Genomic DNA, 17,127 nt, shown 5'->3' with positions numbered 1-17,127 from the left:
AACGCGCGCCGAGGCAGGCATGCAGTCAAGGGATGCCATCCGGCTCATCAAGGAACGGCTGAATATCGTGGACGTGGTGCGCCGCTATGTGGAGCTCAAGCGCAACGGCCCGCGCTGGGTGGCGCCCTGCCCTTTCCACCAGGAGACCAAGCCCTCCTTTTCCGTCAATGAGGAAAAGGGCCTCTTCTACTGTTTCGGCTGCCAAGCCTCCGGCGACCTTTTTGACTTTTACGGCCGCATCAACGGCCTGGACTTCCGGGACACGCTGGAACAACTCGCCGCGGAGCTCGGCATCGAGATCGAGCGCGGTGGCCGCCCCTCCGGGGGCGAGGCCCGGCAACGCCAGCGCCAGTCCGAGCGGCAGGCCATGCTGCGGATGCACGAGCTCGCGGCGGCCCACTTCGCCGAGGCCCTCCGCGCGCACGACGGCGAGGAGTGCCGCGCCTATATCGAAAAGCGCGGCCTGAGCGAGGAAATTGTGGAACGCTTCGGCCTCGGCTGGGCCGGGCGCGGGTGGCAGTCCCTCGCCGACACCCTGAGGCGCGCCGGTTTTGGCGCGGCCCAGGCGGCGCAGGCCGGCCTTCTCGGCACCTCGTCGAGCGGGCGCGCCTATGACCGCTTCCGGGGGCGGCTCATTTTCCCCATCCGCAGCCTGTCCAACCAGGTCATCGCCTTTGGCGGCCGCATCATCGGCGGGGAGGACGAAGCCAAATACATCAACAGCGCGGACACGCCCATCTATAAAAAGGGCGAGCATCTCTACGGCCTGGCCCAGGCAAGACGCGCCATCGCGGCGAGCGGCGAGGCCATGCTCACCGAAGGGTACATGGATGTGCTCACCCTGCACCAGTTCGGCTACACCAATGCCGTGGGCGTGCTGGGCACGGCGCTCACGCCGGATCAGGTCAAGCGGCTTTCGGGCTTCGCCTCGCGGCTGCTCCTGCTCTTCGACGGCGACCGGGCGGGCCGCAAGGCGGCGCTGCGCTCCTGCGAGATGCTGCTCACGCGCGGTCTCTCCTGCCGTGTGGTGCTCATGCCCGAAGGAGAGGACATCGACAGTCTTTTGCGCGGCCCGGGCAAGGAGGCCTTCGAGGCGTTGCAGGCCCACGCGCAGGAGGGCCTGCGCTTTTGTGTGGACGCCCTGCGCGCGCTCGCTCCGCGCGAGAGCGTGGAGTGGGCGCGGGACTTTCTCGGGCATGTGGAAGTGCCGGAGCTGGTGAGCCCCTATGCCTCGACGCTTGCGCGGCACCTCCAGATCTCGGAGGAGGAGCTGCGCAGGGGCGCGGCCGTGCGGCTCGATGCCAGGCGCGGCGCTGCGGGCGCCTCCGCCGTTTCGGCCAGCCGCGCGCGCCAGAACATGCGCGACGTGCAGATCATGATCTATGCCGTGCGCTACCCGGAGCGCCTGGCCGACCTGCGCGAGCTCGGCGCGGACCTCGCCCTGCGCTCGGCCGCTGCACGCCGCTTTTGGGACATCATTGAGGAATGGGGCGCGGAAGAGACCCCCTATCACCTCGACGAGCGCCAGAAAAAATTCTGGTTTGAGCAGCGCGGGCCGGGCAAGGCCCCCCTGGAGACCGCCGACTGGGAGTTGGAATGCCTGCGCCGCGACCTTGAAACCTATTACGAGCGGACAAAAAAATCCTCTATTTCCGCAGCGTTACGCGAGAATACGGGAAAGAGTGACTTTGCGGCAGATTTGGAATATCTTCGAGCTCTTAAGGAAACCTTGGAGAACGGCCATGAGCAATCTTAAAGAAGTCCAGCAAATACAGGTGCTTATCGCCAAGGGCAAGGGCGCCGGTTTTCTCACCTTCGATGAGGTGAGCAAGGCGCTCCCGGTGGAGATGAACACCCAGGAGCAGTTTGAAGAGATCATCGGCATCTTCGAGCAGCTCGAGATCCTCATCGTCGATTCCGAAAAGGACGGCAAGAAGATCTCCGCCGCGGCCGACGGCGACGAGGAGATGGCCGAGGGCAACCTCGACCTCGCCGAAGACGAGGATTCCGGCGATTATTCCTCCCGCAGCACAGACCCCGTGCGCATGTATTTGCGCGAGATGGGCGCCGTGCCCCTGCTGGACCGCGACGGTGAGGTGGTCATCGCCAAGAAGATCGAGATGGGCGAGCAGGACGTGCTCTATGCCCTCGTCGAAGTGCCCGTGGCCGTGGAAGAGCTCATCAACGTGGGCGAGGACCTCAAGCAGAACCGCATCAAGCTCAAGGATGTGGTCAAGACCATCGAGGAGGACGACCCCAGCGAGGACGAGATGAACCAGCGCCAGCGCGTCATCCTCCTCCTCGACGAGATCCGCCAGGTCTTCAAGAAAAAGCGCAACTATTACCGGCGCCTCGACGAATGCTGCACGCTGGAGCGCCGCGTGGCCGACCTGCAGAAAAAGATCATCGCGTTCAAGGAAGACATCGTAACCCGCCTGCGCGACATCAAGCTGGAAAAAACGCTCATCGACCGCATCATCGAGACCGTCGAGGACTATGTGCGCCAGATGCACAACTGCCAGCGCGACCTCACGGCCTATATCCTCGCCACCGGGCGCACCCAGGCCGAGATCCAGCAGCTCTTCGACGGCCTCGAAAAGCGCGAGATCAACCCCGTGGAAGCCGCCCGCGACCTCAGGCTCAGCGTGGACGAGCTCTTTTCTTTCAAAGAAATGATCATGGGCAAGATCGAGATCCTGAACCGCCTGCAGGAAAAGTGCTGCCACAACGTGGGCGACCTCGAGGAGGTGCTCTGGCGCATCAAGCGCGGCAATTCCGCCGCCATGCGCGCCAAGCAGGAACTCATCCGCTCCAACCTGAGGCTCGTGGTCTCCATCGCCAAGAAATACACCAACCGCGGGCTCCAGTTCCTCGACCTCATCCAGGAAGGCAATATCGGCCTCATGAAGGCCGTGGACAAGTTTGAATACCAGCGCGGCTACAAGTTCTCCACTTACGCCACATGGTGGATCCGCCAGGCCATCACCCGCGCCATCGCCGACCAGGCCCGCACCATCCGCATCCCGGTGCACATGATCGAGACCATCAACAAGCTCATCCGTACCTCCCGCTACCTCGTGCAGGAGCTCGGCCGCGACCCCACGCCCGAAGAGATCGCCGAGCGCATGGAATACCCGGTGGAAAAGGTCAAGAAGGTGCTCAAGATCGCGAAAGAGCCCATTTCGCTCGAAACGCCCATCGGCGACGAGGAGGACTCCAGCTTAGGCGACTTCATCGAGGACAAGAAGGCCGTGGCCCCGGCTGAAGAGGTCATCAATACCAAGCTCTCAGAACAGCTCGCCGCCGTGCTCGCCGACCTCACGCCGCGCGAGGAGCAGGTCCTGCGCAAGCGCTTCGGCATCGCCGAAAAGAGCGACCACACCCTTGAGGAAGTGGGCAAGCTCTTCAACGTGACGCGCGAGCGGATCCGCCAGATCGAGGCCAAGGCGTTGCGCAAGCTCCGNCACCCGGTGCGCAGCCAGCCNTTGCGGTCNTACTATGANAACTGACGCCCGCTTCCGGNTNCGCAAGCCCGGNGCCGNGCTNTGCGCCCTGGGCGCNTTNCTGGCCCTCTTGTTCTACGCGCTNTCGCCGCTCNGGGCGGAAGATCAGCCGCTCGCGCAGCCGGACGGCATGGTGGCCCANTGNTTTGANGGGGANACCNTCAAGCTCAGGGACAGGCGNGTGGTGCGCCTCGCCGGCATNGACTCGCCGGAGCTCGGGCGCGGCGANACNNNGCCGCAATATTATGCCCGNGAGGCNAANNCGGAGCTGGAGCGNCTGACCCGCGGCCAGCAGGTCTCGCTNTANTCCGCCGGCGTGAGCGANCGNGACCGCCACGGNCGCCTCGTGGCCGANGTGCGCCTTGCGGACGGCCGCTCGCTCAATGACCTCATGGTGGCNTCGGGCGCGGCCTTNTTNTANCCGCANCGCGACCTCGGGCCGCACTTCCAGGAGCGNCTGCGCGANCTNCAGGCCGAGGCCATCCACGAGCGGCGCGGNNTGTGGGCCCACCTGCTNGAGCTNCCGCTCGCGCAGGAGACCTATGTGGGCAATCGNGGCTCGTTGCGCTTTTTCCCGGTGAACTGCCCGGAGGCGCGGCACATCAAGCCNCGCAACCGCGTCCACTTCGGTACGCTCATGGACGCCTTCCTNGCCGGCTACGCGCCGGCGCGCGTCTGCCTGTTCTGGCCNGACGCCAAGTAGGCGGGGCAGCGACGCGGCCNTTCAGGGCGNCCCNGGNCCGCTCGGCCCCGGCTCAGAAGTCAAAAACCCAGTGCAGGATGCGNTTGTGCACGCGCAGGCGNTATTCNGCCTGGCGCACCAGAAGCGACGCCTTGCTGGAGAGCACGGCCGGCGCCACGGGGATGGCGCGCACCGGCGAGGCGCAGAGCAAAAGNCGNGCCTCGGGGANGGCCTTCNCCATGAGCTCCGGCGTGATGGCCCANTNCGCCTGNTGCANGGCATCCANNTCCCCNCGGTAGCCCGCGAACACAAAGTTCACGTCCTTCACCGCCTCTTCGGGCGACTCCACAAACGTCACNGGNCTTCCGATGCGNGCNGCCTTGGCTTCCAGCCCNGCTGTGTCGAACTGCCTNGGCACNGCCACGCGCAGGGCGAAGGGGAACCAGGCCGTCGCCTCGATGAGCGAATGGAGCGTGCCGTTGGCGCAGCCCACCCANGCCGCGGTNACGCCCGCAAGNTCNCGCGAGATNCGCANCATGCAGGCGATGTCGGCCAGCGCGTGCGCGGGNTGCGCGTCCGGGCTGCCGGCATTGATGATGGGGAAATGCACGTCAACTTCCGAGACGTTCCATGTCGTCACGGGNAGCGNGTAGGTNTANAGGCAGTCGAGATAGTAGCCGAAGATGGGCATCAGNTGTTTCTGGAAGTCACTGACCTCCTGATGCCAGGCGCCNGAGGGNCTGCCCTCAAAGATGGTGGTGCCGCCCATCTGGCGCACGGCGGCNGTGACNCAGAGCCGCTCGGGCAGGGAGTGGCGCGCGAAGGCGAGNAGCGCCACCTTCTCGCTCATGAAATCCGANTGCAGCTTGGCATCCGGGATGCCGATGGCCTGCTGCACGAGCAGCCAGCAGGTTTCCGAGCCCAGTTCCCTGATGGTCAGGACATTTCGCGCCATGGCTTCCTCCCTGATGAACTGCGTACGTGAGAGAGCGTCGCGCTCTCCNCGCTTNAAGAGTAGCAGGGGNGCNNGCCCGTGTCCAGACGGCGCNCGGCAAGCAAGATGCGTTCAGNAGTTTCCNCAAAAANTTTCTTTGGCGCCGCCNCANGNTCNNGNNCGNNNAAAAAGCGGNGTNCGCGCCCGGGCAGGATGCCTTGACAGCATGCGCCNCTGAAACTACAAGAATCGAAGGAGAACGCCCCCGGGCTTCTCCCTCNAGGANCGGGCACGGCGCTGTCCGCCGAGGCCGGTTCCGGCGCAATCGCCGCCACNAACCCAAGGAGAGTACCATGGTNGAAGAACTTACTGACGCCACGTTTGCGAACGCCATGAAGAGCGACATCCCGGTCTTTATCGATTTCTGGGCGCCNTGGTGCGGCCCGTGCCGGGCCATGGCCCCGATCATTGANGAGGTGNCCAAGGAATATGAAGGCCGCGTCCGCTTNTACAAGATGAATGTGGATGAAAACCCCGCCACGCCCACCCAGTACGGCGTGCGCGCCATCCCCACCATGGTGCTCGTCAAGGGTGGCGACACGGTNGAGCAGGTCACGGGCGCCATCACCAAGGANGCCCTCAAGAAGATGGTTGATTCCAAGGCNTTGCCTAATGAAGGCGTTGCCTAATGNATGACGCCGTTATCGTTGGTGCTGGTCCTGCCGGCATAACGGCTGCCCTCTACCTGGCCCGCTCCGGCTGTTCGGTGCTCCTTTTCGAGAACCTGACGCCGGGCGGCCAGGTGCTTCTGACGGAAAAACTGGAGAATTACCCCGGTTNTCCGCAGGGCATCAAGGGCTATGAGCTGGCGGATCAGTTTGCGGCCCATCTGGCTGACCTGAACTCCATCGAGCGNCCCCAGGGCGAGGTGAGTTCCATCACCGGCAANGCCGGGGATTTCACCATCAAGGCCGAGGCGGGCGNNGANGAGTACCACGCCCGNGTNGTCCTCGTGTGCTCGGGNGCGCGCCACCGNACGCTCGGNCTGGAGAAGGAAGACACCTTCATCGGGCGCGGCGTTTCGTATTGCGCCATCTGTGACGGCAACTTCTACCGCAATCAGGTGGTGGCCGTGGCGGGCGGCGGCAATTCGGCCCTGGAAGAGACGCTGTATCTTGCCAACATCGCNTCCAAGGTNCACCTCATCCACCGCCGCAACGCCTTCAGGGGCTACCAGNTCTATCAGGACAGGATCGCCGCCAATGACAAGGTGGAAGTGCACCTGAGCACNGTCATCGAGGCGTTGGAGGGCGAAAANGANCTCACCGGCCTTGCCCTGAAAAATGTGGTGACGGGCNCNCAGNAGANCCTNCCGGTGCANGGCCTGTTCATCTATGTGGGCTTCCTCCCCCAGACNGGCTTCCTCCCNGNGGNNGTNGAGCGNGATCACCAGGGCTTTCTNGTGACGGATACGGAAATGCGCACCAATGTGCCNGGCATCTTCGCCGCGGGCGACATCCGCTCCAAGCTCTGCCGCCAGGTCATCACCGCTGCCGGCGACGGCGCGACCGCCGCNCAGGCGGCATTCGTCTTTCTGGAACAGCTCGATGGCTAAAAAACTGCTCCGCTGCCTTCTGTTGGCCCTCTCGCTCGGCGCGCTCGCCGGCTGCGGCATCATAGACATGCTCTATCTGCCGCCGGCCGANGANACCGCCCANGAGATCTTTGAAGCGGCCAACGANGCCATGAGCGAAAAGAACTATGTGCGCGCGGTGGAGCTGTACAACAAGCTGCGCGACAACTANCCCTTCAGCCCCTACACCATCGACGCGGAGCTCTCCNTNGGCGACGCCTACTTCCTNGATGAGGAGTATGACCTCGCCGCNGAGACCTACAAGGACTTNGAGGCCCTGCANCCGCGTCACGAGGCCATGCCCTATGTGCTNTACCAGACGGGCATGTCGCTTNTGAAGCAGTTCCGCTCCATCGANCGCGCCACCACGGAGCTGCAGGAGGCNTATGACTGCTTCAGCCGCCTCCAGCAGTCCTANCCCGATTCGCCCTANGCCAAGAGCGCCGAAGAAAACATGCTGACCTGCCGCAAGCTCATGGCCGAGCATGAGCTCTATATCGCGGATGTCTTCTGGCATATGGGCAAGTANGGGCCCGCGTGGCGGCGCTACGANTTCGTNGCGGACAACTTCAAGGATGTGCCCGAGGTGGCGGANCACGCCAAGGAAAAGAGNATCGCCGCNTACCACAAGTACCGNTCCGAGGTGGCCGCNGANACGCGCGAAAAGCGCCAGGGCTCCTGGAAGAANTGGTTCACNTGGCTCTAGCGNCGAGGNGCACGGGCAGGAAAGATACAAAAAGGGCTGTCGGCAAGACCGGCAGCCCTTTTTGTATGAAGAAAACCTCCGGCCTGGGGGGAGGTTCAAAAAGGCTTTTAGCTATAAGTATATTATGAAAACTCCTTTTGATTTGTCACAATGGAGATGCGGTCTGGCAACTGCACTCTGCAAACAAATCAAAAGGAGGTCACAATGGGTGAGGCAAAGAGTTTAGCGCACTCGAAATGGAATGGTAAATGTCACACCGTATTCGTCCCTAAATATCGCCGACAGATATTCTATGGGGAAAAGAAACCGGCAATAGGAGAGATTTTACGAAAACTCTGTGAATGGAAGGCGGTAAATCTTCTCGGAGCCGAGTGTTGTCCTGACCATATCCACATGCTGCTCGAAATACCCCCGAAGATGAGTGTTTCCAGTTTTATGGGTATCTCAAGGGCAAGAGCAGCCTGATGATTTATGAACAATCCGGCGACCTGAAATTCAAATACCGCAACCGGGAATTTAGGTTCCGTGGCTAGTACGTCGATACGCCAAGAAAAAACACAAAGAAAATCCAGAAATATATCAAGGGATAGATAGCTCAGGATAAACTCGCAGACCAGTTCAGTATCCTGTACCCGGGTAATCCGTTTACGGGCGCCCCGTAACAAGAATGCAGATGTCAGATCGCATATGCGCCTGTTGGGCGCTGCTGGCAGGAGAGCCTTACGGACGCATATGAAGAACCCCGGCTATGCCGGGGGCCTTTTGGGCAAAATGGCGCCGGCGCGGGATTTTCTTCCAGAAGTGGCGGCACCAGCGCCCCTGGCTCGTCTTTTGATTCGCCCGGATATTTGCTATCTTTCTCCCATGGCCCCATACGACTACAGCAGCGCCGCCGACGGCTCCCTCATGGCCCTGGCGGACTGCGACTCCTTCTACACTTCCTGCGAACGCGTCTGCCGCCCCGACCTCGAGGGACGCCCGGTGGTCGTGCTGAGCAACAATGACGGCTGCCTCGTGGCCATGAGCCGCGAGGCCAAGAAGCTCGGGCTGCCCATGGGCAAGCCGGCCTTCGAGGTCAAGAGCGAGCTCGAAAAGCACGGGGTGGCGGTATTTTCCTCCAATTACACCCTCTATGGCGACCTTTCCCACCGGGTCATGCAGACGCTGGAAAGCGTCGTCCCCAAGGTCGAGGTCTATTCCATCGACGAGGCCTTCCTGCCGCTCACCGGGGCGCTGGCCGCCAATGCCCCGGAGGTGGTGGCCGCCGCGCGCGGGCGTGTGCGCCAATGGGTGGGGCTCCCCATCTCCATCGGCATCGCGCCCACGCGGGTGCTCGCCAAGATCGCCACGCGCGTCGCCAAGAAATACCCGGCCTACGGCGGCATCTTTGACCTCAGCCGCAGCCGCAAGGCCGAGGAGCTCCTGGCGAGTGTGGACGTTTCCGACATCTGGGGCGTGGGCCGGAAGAGCGCGCTGAAGCTCAAGTGCGAGGGCATTCGCAACGCCCGCGACCTGCGCGACGCCGACCCGGACATGATCCGCCGCCTGCTCACCGTCCACGGGCTCAACATCCTCATGGAGCTGCGCGGCATTCCCGCCATCGGAGAGGACATCCCGGCCACGCATACCTGCATCATCTCCTCGCGCTCGCTGGGCTACAAGGTCACAACATGGGAGCCCATGGCCGAGGCCGTGGCCTACCATGCGGCCCGCGCGGCGGAAAAGCTGCGCGGCAAGGGGCTTGTCACGCAGATGGTTTCGGTGCGCATCCAGACGGCCTACTACCGCAAGGACCAGCCGGGCCACGACGAGATGACCATGCTCCGGCTCGAGCGGCCCACCTGCGACAGCGCGGTCATCATCCGCGCGGCGCGGCGCGCCCTTTTGCGCATCTTCCGGGCGGGCTACGGCTATGCCAAGGCCATGGTCATGCTCACGGATCTGAGCGACCCTGGCAAATGCCAGCCGCATCTCCTCGACATGCTCGACGGCAATGCCGCCCGTGACGCCCGGCGCCAGAAGCTCATGGAAGTGGTGGACAGCATCAACCGCCGGGAAGGTCGGGAGACCTTGCGCTTCGCCGCGCAAGGCCCACGGGACGCCAAATGGCACATGAAGCGGGAGCGGCTGTCGCCGGCCTGGACCACGGATGTGCGCCACCTGCTCCAGGTCAGCGGTACGAGCGGGGGCTATACGGCCCGCAATGACATGGACCCGGCTTAAGACGGGGCGCTGTCAAAAGGCCTCCATCAGCAAGCCGCGCGCATCGAGCCCCATCGGGCGCGCCTCCACCAGGCGCCCGACACCGGCATCCGCCCTGGGAGGTGCCGGAAAAATGCAGGGCACATAATATTCATTGACGCCCTTGCACACGCCTTTGCCCCGGGCGCCTTCGCCAGCATCGGGCGCGACGAGCATGCGCTCAAGCCGCAACTGCCCCTCCCAAAAACGCTGCCGCTGCCGCTCCACCACCGCGCGGGCCGCGGCCGCCCTTTCCTGCCGGAGCCGGAGGGGAAGCTGGCCCGGGAACTGCGCCGCCGCCGTGCCCGGGCGCCGCGAATAGGGAAACACGTGCGCATAGCTCAGGGGCAGGCGCGCCAGCGCTTCCATGAGGATGGAGAAATCCTTTTCCGTCTCGCCGGGAAAGCCCACAAGGATGTCCGCGCCGAGGCCCATGCGCGGCCAGAACGAGGCGAGGGCCGCGAGCGCCCTTTCCAGCCCCGCCGCCGAGTAGTGGCCCCTGCCCATCTGCCTGAGCACTGCCGGGCTCGCATGCTGCAGCGAGATATGCAGATGCGGGCAGACGAGCCGGCATCCGGCCAGCGTTTCAAGGCCGCGATCGTCCAGCTGGGAAGGCTCGAGCGAGCTTATGCGCAGGCGCGCCCGGCCGGCGAACTCCGGCGCGAGCTCCGCGTCGAGAAAGCGCAAAAGCTGCCAGAAATCGCCGTATTCCGGCCTGTCGCGACCATATTGGGACAGGTTGATGCCTGAGATCACCAGTTCCGCATGGCCTTTCACCAGCAGGGCGCGCGCCTCGGCGAGGGCCTCCTGCGGGGGGCGGCTGCGGGGAGCGCCGCGCGTTTGCGGCACGATGCAATAAGTGCAACGGTGCACGCAGCCGTCCTGTACCTTGAGCACGGCCCGGGCGCGGCTGAAGCCGCTGATATGAAAGGGCGGATAGACGGGGGGCGCCTGTTGCGCGGCCGGACCTTCTCCTGAGTGGGGCCACGGGCCGGCGAGGAGCGCGACCTTGGCGTTATTGCCGAGGCAGAGGTCAGGTTCGGCCCACTCGGCGCCGGGGCGCGGCCGGAAGGCTTCAAACAGCCGGGCCGCACAGCCGGCGAGGATGATGCGCGCCTTGGGCGCGGCGCGCCGCACCCGAAAAACGGCATTGCGCGCGTCCCGCTCGGCGCGGCCGGTGACGGCGCAACTGTTGATGAAGACCACATCGGCCGCTTCCGGGGCCGTGGCCTCGCTCCCGCCCTGCGCCTGCCACGCCTCGCGGATGGCCTGGCTTTCGTACTGGTTGACCTTGCAGCCAAAGGTCAGGATATGGAATGTCCAGGAAGGCATGCCCGGTGATGTATGCAAAAGCCCGGCCCTTGACAAGCCGCAGGGCCGGGACGCATGCTCGGCCATGCTCCTCCCCGCCGCCCTCCTCCCCTTTCTGCTGACACTTCTGCTCGCTACTGTGCCCGCACAGGCGGGGACGGCCGGGCCACCAGAGGGACTTTCGGAAGAAGACGCGCTCAACCTGCATTGCCTGCGCGAGGCATATCCCGCGCTCCGCAGCCTTGAGACCGACAGCCAAGGGCGGCAATGGCTCATTTTTGCGGACGGCCGGCGCGTCCTCTATCGGGAGGCACCAAGAGCGCAAGGGGCGCCCGAGGCAGTCCGGGACGTGGCCGCCAGCATGGCCGCGCCTTACCCACTGGAACCATCGCGGCCGCCGACGCCGCCGGGCACCTCGCCGGGGAGGCTGCGGCCCTATGACTTGCTGACGGCGCTCTATGGCGGAAGCCGCGAGAGCGTGAATGCCGGCCTTGTGACCGTGCCCTGGCAGGGGCGTTCCGTGCGCCTGAGCGCGCCCGCGGCCGAAGCGCTCGGGCGCGTGGCGCGGCGGCTGGCGGCACTCCTCGCGGAGCGGCCCGACCTCAAGCCTTATATTAAGAGTGAAGGCGGCTTCGCGTGGCGGAGCATTGCGGGCGAGGACAGGCTGAGCGCGCATGCCTTCGGCATCGCCCTTGACCTCAATGCGAGGTTCGGGCCCTACTGGCGCTGGAGCCGCCTTATGCCGCATCCGCGCCAGCAGGACTACCCGCCGGAAATCGTGGAGGCCTTCGAGGCCGAGGGCTTCATCTGGGGGGGCAAGTGGCATGAATATGACCTCATGCACTTTGAGTACCGCCCGGAACTCCTCTGCAAGGCGCGCCTTGCCGGCAAGGCCCGGCCCGCGCCCTGACGCGGCTCAGCCCTCCTGCCCCTCCTCGCGCCAGCCCTTGCACACATCCACCCAGTCCGCGGCGGCGGAATACTTTTCCAGATCTTCCATATCGAGCTCGATGGCGCTGTTGCTGCTGCCGCAGGCGGGAAAGACGGTGGCGAAGCGCCTGAGCGAGACATCCAGATAGACGGCCACGCCCTCGTTGACGGCAAAGGGGCAGACGCCGCCCACGGCATGGCCCACGAGACTTTCGGCCTCGTTCGGGGCAAGCATCTTCGCCTTGGCGCCGAAGCGGGCCTTGTAGCGCGGGTTGTCGATGCGCGCGTCCCCGGCCGTGACCACGAGCAGGGGCTTGCCCTCAACCATGAACGAGAGCGTCTTGGCGATGCGGCAGGGCTCGCACCCGAGCGCCCGCGCCGCCAGTTCCACAGTGGCGCTGGAGACGGGAAATTCCTGCACGCGCTCCGCCATGCCGTGCTGCTTAAAGTAGGCTTTGACCCTCTCGATGGACATGCGAGCCCCCCAGAATGAGAAAGGGTTGCGGCAGATACCGCAACCCCGGAAAAGTGTGGTCGGGATGGCGCGATTTGAACGCGCGGCCTCAGCGTCCCGAACGCTGCGCTCTAGCCAAGCTGAGCCACATCCCGCCAACAGAGTATTTAGGCTATCGGCAAAAATTTGGCAAGTTTTTTTTGTTTGTCAAACCAGAGCCTCTGGCGTACTATGCCGAAAACATCGCGGAACAGACAAGACCTTCATGTGGAGTGGATGTTTTTATGATCCGTGTCCTCGTGGTCGATGATTCGACCTTTATGCGCCACGCCCTTGTCTCCATGCTCGAGCAGGACCCGGAGATCAAGGTCGTGGATACGGCGCGCGACGGGCTGGACGCCCTCGAAAAAGCCGAAAAGCTCGACGTTGACGTGATCACCCTTGACGTGGAGATGCCGCGCCTGAACGGCCTCGAAACGCTCAAGAAGCTCATGAAGACCAATCCCCTGCCGGTCATCATGGTGAGCTCCCTGACGGAAGAGGGAGCCGTGAGCACGCTCAAGGCCATGGAATACGGCGCGCAGGACTTCATCCCCAAGACGCAAAGCAACGACAAGGACGCTTTCGCCGAAGAGCTGCGCCGCAAGGTCAAGGCACTCGCCCGCCGCAAGAGCATCATCCGCCTCAAGTATCACCACCATGGCGCGCCCCAGGCCGGCGCCAGCGCCGGAGCGGCACCAGCGTCGCAGGGGCTCGCCCGTCCCGCAGCCTCCGGGGGGCCGCTCCACGCCAGCCCGGCGCACGCGAGCGCCGCCTCCGCCTGCAAGGGCCCGCGCGACCTCGTGGTCATCGGCGTTTCCACGGGCGGCCCGCCGGTCGTCCAGAAGATCCTCGCAGCGCTCCCCGCGTCGCTGCCCGCGTGCATCCTCATTGCCCAGCACATGCCGGCCACCTTTACCGGCCCCTTCGCCCAGCGCCTCAACAGCGTGAGCCAGATTTCCGTATCCGAGGCCGTGGATGGCGACAAGCTAAAGAACGGCCACGCCTATGTGTGCCCCGGCGGCATGCACATCGGCGTGCGCCAGCGCGGGCCGCTGCCCGAAGTTTCCGTCACCAAGGAACCAAAAAGCGCCCTCTACAAGCCCACGGTCAATGTGCTGATGGAGACCGCGGGCAATGTCATGGGGCGGCGCACCCTGGGCGTCATGCTCACCGGAATGGGCTCCGACGGGGTGGACGGCGCGCGCGTCCTGCGCGAAAAGGGCGGCTGCCTCATTGCGCAGAACGAAGCCTCCTGCGTGGTCTACGGCATGCCCAAGGCAGTGGTGGACGCCAACCTCGCCAACCTGATTCTGGACGCTGACGAGATCGCCAGCGCCATCATCGCAACGGTCAAAGGCTGACCCTTCCAAACGAGAAGCACCATGAGCATGGAAACTCCTCAAGCCAGCGCTTCGGACATCCTCGAAGCCCTGCGGTCCGGCGACAATGACGCCGCCCGCAGCGCGGCCTTCAGCGCCGGCGACCTTGCCCTGAAAGAGGCCATCCCCTACCTCTGCGAGCGGATCAAGAGCGGCAATATCGGCGTCCAGGAGGCGGCGGAATACGGCCTGCGCAAGATACGCGGGCCCCAGGCCATAGAGGCCCTGCTGCCCCTGCTCGCCAGCGACGAAGCCCCGGTGCGCAACGTCGCCATGGACATCCTGCGCGAGATCGGCGTGGACGCCATTGACGCCATGCAGCCCTATTTGCGCGGCGACGACGCCGACCAGCGCATCTTCATCACCGACATCCTCGGCTATTGCCGCAGCCACCGGTCGGCCATCCTGCTCGGTGACGCCCTGCTCAAGGACCCGGAAGTCAACGTGCGCTACCAGGCGGCGGTGAGCCTCGGCAACCTCGCCTATCCCGAATCGGTGAACAATCTCTGCCAGGCCATGCACGACGAGGAATGGGTGCAGTTCGCCGTGGTGGAGGCGCTGGCCAAGATCAACGATCCCGCGGCCATCAGCGCCCTCATCAAGCTTTTGCCGCTTTCTTCCGTGCTCGTGAGCGCGGCCATCGTGGACGCCCTGGGTGAGCTTGGCGACATCAAGACCGTGCCCATGCTCTTCAACGCGCTGGAAAATGTCAGCGACATCCTGCGGCACAAGATCGTCAAGGCCATCGTGCAGATCCTCAAGGGCCGCGCGCTCACCCTGCTCGCGCCCAAGTCGCAGGAGCGCCTGCGCGAATACCTTCTCGACGCCCTCACGGACAACGACGAGGAGATCCAGATCGCCGCGCTCCAGGGCCTGAGCTCCATCGGCACGGGCGAGGCGAGCAACGACATCCTCACCCTCGCCCAGACCATCGACCCGGAGCGCCAGCCCGAGCTTTACGAGGCCGCCGTGCGCGCGCTCGCGGCCATCGGCTATAATGAGGTCGTTCGCGACGCCCTGCGCAGCGAGGACGAGACCCGCATCACCATCGCCATGGAAGCCTGCCAGCTCATGGAGGACAAGCGGTCCCTCGAAGAGTTCAAGAACCTCTTCTGGCGCGTGGGCCGGGAGCTTCAGCGCGCGGCCGTGGCCGAGGTGGCGCAGCTCGGCACCTGTGACGACGTGCCCTTCTTCCTCTCGGTCATCGACGAATGCAAAGACGCCGAAGTGCTCAAGAGCGCCCTCGCCTTCTTTGGCAACCAGCACACCTGCCCGGATGTGGAAGACGTGGTCTTCGCCCAGCTCGACCACCGCTATGTGGACGTGAAGGAGATGGCGCTGGAGGCCTGCATCAACCTGCACAGCGCCATGCTCAACGAGCGCTTCAAGAAGCGCGCCCACAGCGACGACGTGATGCAGCGCATGATGGCCGTCTATGCCCTCGGGCGTTACAGCGTCACCGAAAACATCGCCGAGATCACCGACGCCCTCGAGGACGCGGACGCGTCCATCCGGCGCGTGGCCGTGGAGGCCTTCCTCAACATGGGCGCCGCGGCCGAGCGCTACCTGCCGCGCCTTTTGCCGCGCCTCTATGATGAAGACAAGGACGTGCGCCTCGCCCTCGTCGACCTGCTCGGCCAGATCGGCACCCCGGCGGTGATGCCGCACCTCATCACGGCCCTGCGCGACGAGAACGACTGGGTCCGCATCCGCGCCATCGAGGCCCTGGGCGTCAACAAGAACCATGAGGCGGTGCCCACCCTGGCCGGCATGCTCGAAGATGCCGAGCCGATGGTGGTGCTCCGCATTATCGAGGCCCTGGGGCGCATAGGCGGCAATGTCGCCTTCGGCGTCCTTCTGGGCATGACCGACCACGAAGACCCGGAAATCCAGCACGCGGCGGCGGATGCCGTGGCCGCCATCCAGGCCGAACAGGAGTAGCTATGGCGACCTCTCCTACGCAAGACAAGCCTTCGTTCTTCAAGGCCGGCGACACGGCGCAGCGTTCCGCGACGACCGGGGCCACGGCCGGACGCGGAACCGAGGCGGACAAGCCCACATCGCTCTACAAGCCAAGGCCCACCTCCGCCTTTGCCACGGGCACCGCGGGGGCTGCCAAGGACACGACACAGCGCCCCTTTGCGGCCGACCGCACGCCCACGTCGCCCTTTGCGAAGCCGGGCCAAACGGGTACCACGCAGACGGGCACCGCGGCGCGGCCTTTCTCCTCGCTGCGCACCGGCGCCCAACCAACGCCGGCGGAAAGCCCGACTTCCCGTTTTTCGAGCCTGTCGCGCACGGCAGCGCAATCAGCGCAGCCCGCCACGGCGCGCCCGGCGACGACTGCCGCAAGGCCGGTCTCCCTGCGCACAACGGCCGGCGGCGAACCAACGCCCTCGCCCACCAGCGCCTTCCGCAGCAAGACGGACGCCCCGGCGCCCCGCGCCACGTCGCCCTTCCGCAAGGATCTGCAGATCAGCGACGAGGAATTCCTGCTGCTTCGGGATTTCATCTACCAGCAGTGCGGCATCTTCATCGCCGAGAACCGCAAGTACCTTGTGGAGAACCGCCTCTCCAACCGCATCAAAGAACTGAACCTCAAGAGCTATAACGAGTATTACAACTTCCTCCGCTTCGACGCGAGCCGCAAGCAGGAGCTGAACAAGCTCTTCGAGGTCGTCACCACCAACGAGACGAGCTTTTTCCGCAATCCGCCGCAGCTGGAGGTCTTCCAGCGGGTGGTGCTCGCCGAGGCGCTGGACCAGGCGCGCAAGAGTGGCCAGAAGAAGCTGCGCATCTGGTCGGCCGGCTGCTCCACCGGCGAGGAGCCTTACACCCTCGCCATCATCCTCCACGAGACGCTGAAAAACGACATCGGCAACTGGGACATCAAGATCACGGCCAACGACCTTTCGGAAGCCGTGCTCGCGGCGGCGCGCCGCGGCATCTACAACGAGTATGCACTGCGCACCACGCCCAAGGAGATGGTGGACAGGTACTTCCACAAGGACGGCAACGTCTACAAGCTGGACGCGGCGCTCAAGCGCCTGGTCTCGTTCGGGCAGATCAACCTGAGCGACAAGGAACAGCTCAAGCGCGTCGAAAAGTCGCAGATCGTCTTTTGCCGCAATGTCATCATCTATTTTGACGACGACATGAAGCGCAAGGTCATCAACGCCTTTTATGACAATCTCCAGCCCAAGGGCGTGCTGCTCATCGGCCATTCGGAATCGCTGCACAACATCAGCCGCGCCTTCCAGCTGGAGCATCACAAGGGGACCATCCTGTACCGCAAAATCAGCGAGTGAGGCC

The 17,127-nt window shown here is 64.5% G+C and carries 13 protein-coding genes, 1 tRNA gene and 2 pseudogenes; 12 read left to right on the top strand and 4 right to left on the bottom strand.

Translation table 11 applies throughout. The annotated features are described in order from the left end of the window. The first annotated feature begins 19 nt into the window (after positions 1–19). The 3 genes and pseudogenes from dnaG (at position 20) to HDR50_RS07665 (ending at position 4,206) form a co-directional block, all read left to right on the top strand. On the top strand, positions 20–1,756 hold the full coding sequence (gene dnaG / locus HDR50_RS07675; RefSeq protein WP_291357478.1) for a DNA primase: 1,737 nt from the start codon (positions 20–22) through the stop codon (positions 1,754–1,756). After that, positions 1,743–3,509, top strand: a complete 1,767-nt coding sequence (gene rpoD, locus HDR50_RS07670) for an RNA polymerase sigma factor RpoD (RefSeq protein WP_291357476.1) — start codon at positions 1,743–1,745, stop codon at positions 3,507–3,509. Before dnaG ends, rpoD begins: the two co-directional genes overlap by 14 nt. Continuing rightward, positions 3,499–4,206: pseudogene (locus HDR50_RS07665) on the top strand (thermonuclease family protein). Before rpoD ends, HDR50_RS07665 begins: the two are co-directional and overlap by 11 nt. 52 nt (positions 4,207–4,258) lie before the next feature. Here HDR50_RS07665 and HDR50_RS07660 read toward each other — a convergent pair. After that, positions 4,259–5,140, bottom strand: coding sequence for an ornithine carbamoyltransferase (locus HDR50_RS07660; protein WP_291357474.1), 882 nt, complete (start codon positions 5,138–5,140; stop codon positions 4,259–4,261). A 332-nt stretch (positions 5,141–5,472) separates the two neighbouring features. Between HDR50_RS07660 and trxA the strand changes: the two genes are divergently transcribed. The 5 genes and pseudogenes from trxA to HDR50_RS07635 all read left to right on the top strand — a co-directional run bounded on the left by trxA (position 5,473) and on the right by HDR50_RS07635 (position 9,681). Next, positions 5,473–5,808: a thioredoxin gene (trxA, locus tag HDR50_RS07655; protein ID WP_291357472.1), complete on the top strand. Its 336-nt coding sequence runs from the start codon at positions 5,473–5,475 to the stop codon at positions 5,806–5,808. Further along, entirely contained in the window at positions 5,808–6,734 is a 927-nt protein-coding gene (gene trxB / locus HDR50_RS07650; RefSeq protein WP_291357470.1) for a thioredoxin-disulfide reductase, read from the top strand. Before trxA ends, trxB begins: the two co-directional genes overlap by 1 nt. Beyond that, on the top strand, positions 6,727–7,458 hold the full coding sequence (gene bamD, locus HDR50_RS07645) for an outer membrane protein assembly factor BamD (RefSeq protein WP_291357468.1): 732 nt from the start codon (positions 6,727–6,729) through the stop codon (positions 7,456–7,458). The genes trxB and bamD overlap by 8 nt, the downstream gene beginning before the upstream one ends. Before the next feature lie 204 nt (positions 7,459–7,662). Next, positions 7,663–8,120: pseudogene (gene tnpA, locus HDR50_RS07640) on the top strand (IS200/IS605 family transposase). A gap of 202 nt (positions 8,121–8,322) precedes the next feature. After that, positions 8,323–9,681: a Y-family DNA polymerase gene (locus HDR50_RS07635; RefSeq protein WP_291357466.1), complete on the top strand. Its 1,359-nt coding sequence runs from the start codon at positions 8,323–8,325 to the stop codon at positions 9,679–9,681. Between the two features lie 12 nt (positions 9,682–9,693). On the opposite strand, the gene HDR50_RS07630 is transcribed toward HDR50_RS07635, so the two are convergent. Beyond that, the gene (locus HDR50_RS07630) at positions 9,694–11,031 is read right to left on the bottom strand and encodes a MiaB/RimO family radical SAM methylthiotransferase (protein ID WP_291357464.1); all 1,338 of its coding nucleotides are present in this window, start codon (positions 11,029–11,031) and stop codon (positions 9,694–9,696) included. Here HDR50_RS07630 and HDR50_RS07625 point away from each other — a divergent pair. Then, a complete protein-coding gene (locus tag HDR50_RS07625) occupies positions 11,030–11,920 on the top strand; it encodes a M15 family metallopeptidase (RefSeq protein WP_291357462.1) in 891 nt (296 codons plus the stop codon). The two genes, HDR50_RS07630 and HDR50_RS07625, sit on opposite strands and share 2 nt — an antisense overlap. 6 nt (positions 11,921–11,926) lie before the next feature. Here HDR50_RS07625 and HDR50_RS07620 read toward each other — a convergent pair whose 3' ends face one another. Together HDR50_RS07620 and HDR50_RS07615 are read right to left on the bottom strand one after the other, a co-directional pair. Further along, a complete protein-coding gene (locus HDR50_RS07620; protein ID WP_291357461.1) occupies positions 11,927–12,415 on the bottom strand; it encodes a YbaK/EbsC family protein in 489 nt (162 codons plus the stop codon). Positions 12,416–12,471: 56 nt separating this feature from the next. Further along, positions 12,472–12,549, bottom strand: a tRNA-Pro gene (locus HDR50_RS07615). Positions 12,550–12,678: 129 nt separating this feature from the next. On the opposite strand from HDR50_RS07615, the gene HDR50_RS07610 reads away from it, so the two are divergent. The 3 genes from HDR50_RS07610 to HDR50_RS07600 all read left to right on the top strand — a co-directional run bounded on the left by HDR50_RS07610 (position 12,679) and on the right by HDR50_RS07600 (position 17,123). Continuing rightward, complete coding sequence (locus HDR50_RS07610) at positions 12,679–13,797, top strand: chemotaxis response regulator protein-glutamate methylesterase (protein WP_291357460.1); 1,119 nt, start codon at positions 12,679–12,681, stop codon at positions 13,795–13,797. A 21-nt stretch (positions 13,798–13,818) separates the two neighbouring features. Next, positions 13,819–15,756, top strand: coding sequence for a HEAT repeat domain-containing protein (locus HDR50_RS07605; RefSeq protein WP_291357458.1), 1,938 nt, complete (start codon positions 13,819–13,821; stop codon positions 15,754–15,756). 527 nt (positions 15,757–16,283) lie between these two features. Then, a complete protein-coding gene (locus HDR50_RS07600; RefSeq protein WP_241159366.1) occupies positions 16,284–17,123 on the top strand; it encodes a protein-glutamate O-methyltransferase CheR in 840 nt (279 codons plus the stop codon). Positions 17,124–17,127: the final 4 nt, after the last annotated feature.

It is taken from the genome of Desulfovibrio sp., assembly GCF_014803725.1.
Taxonomy (GTDB): Bacteria; Desulfobacterota; Desulfovibrionia; order Desulfovibrionales; family Desulfovibrionaceae; genus Desulfovibrio.
Note: the sequence above shows the minus strand (reverse complement) of the source record. Positions and strands in the feature narration are given on the sequence as shown.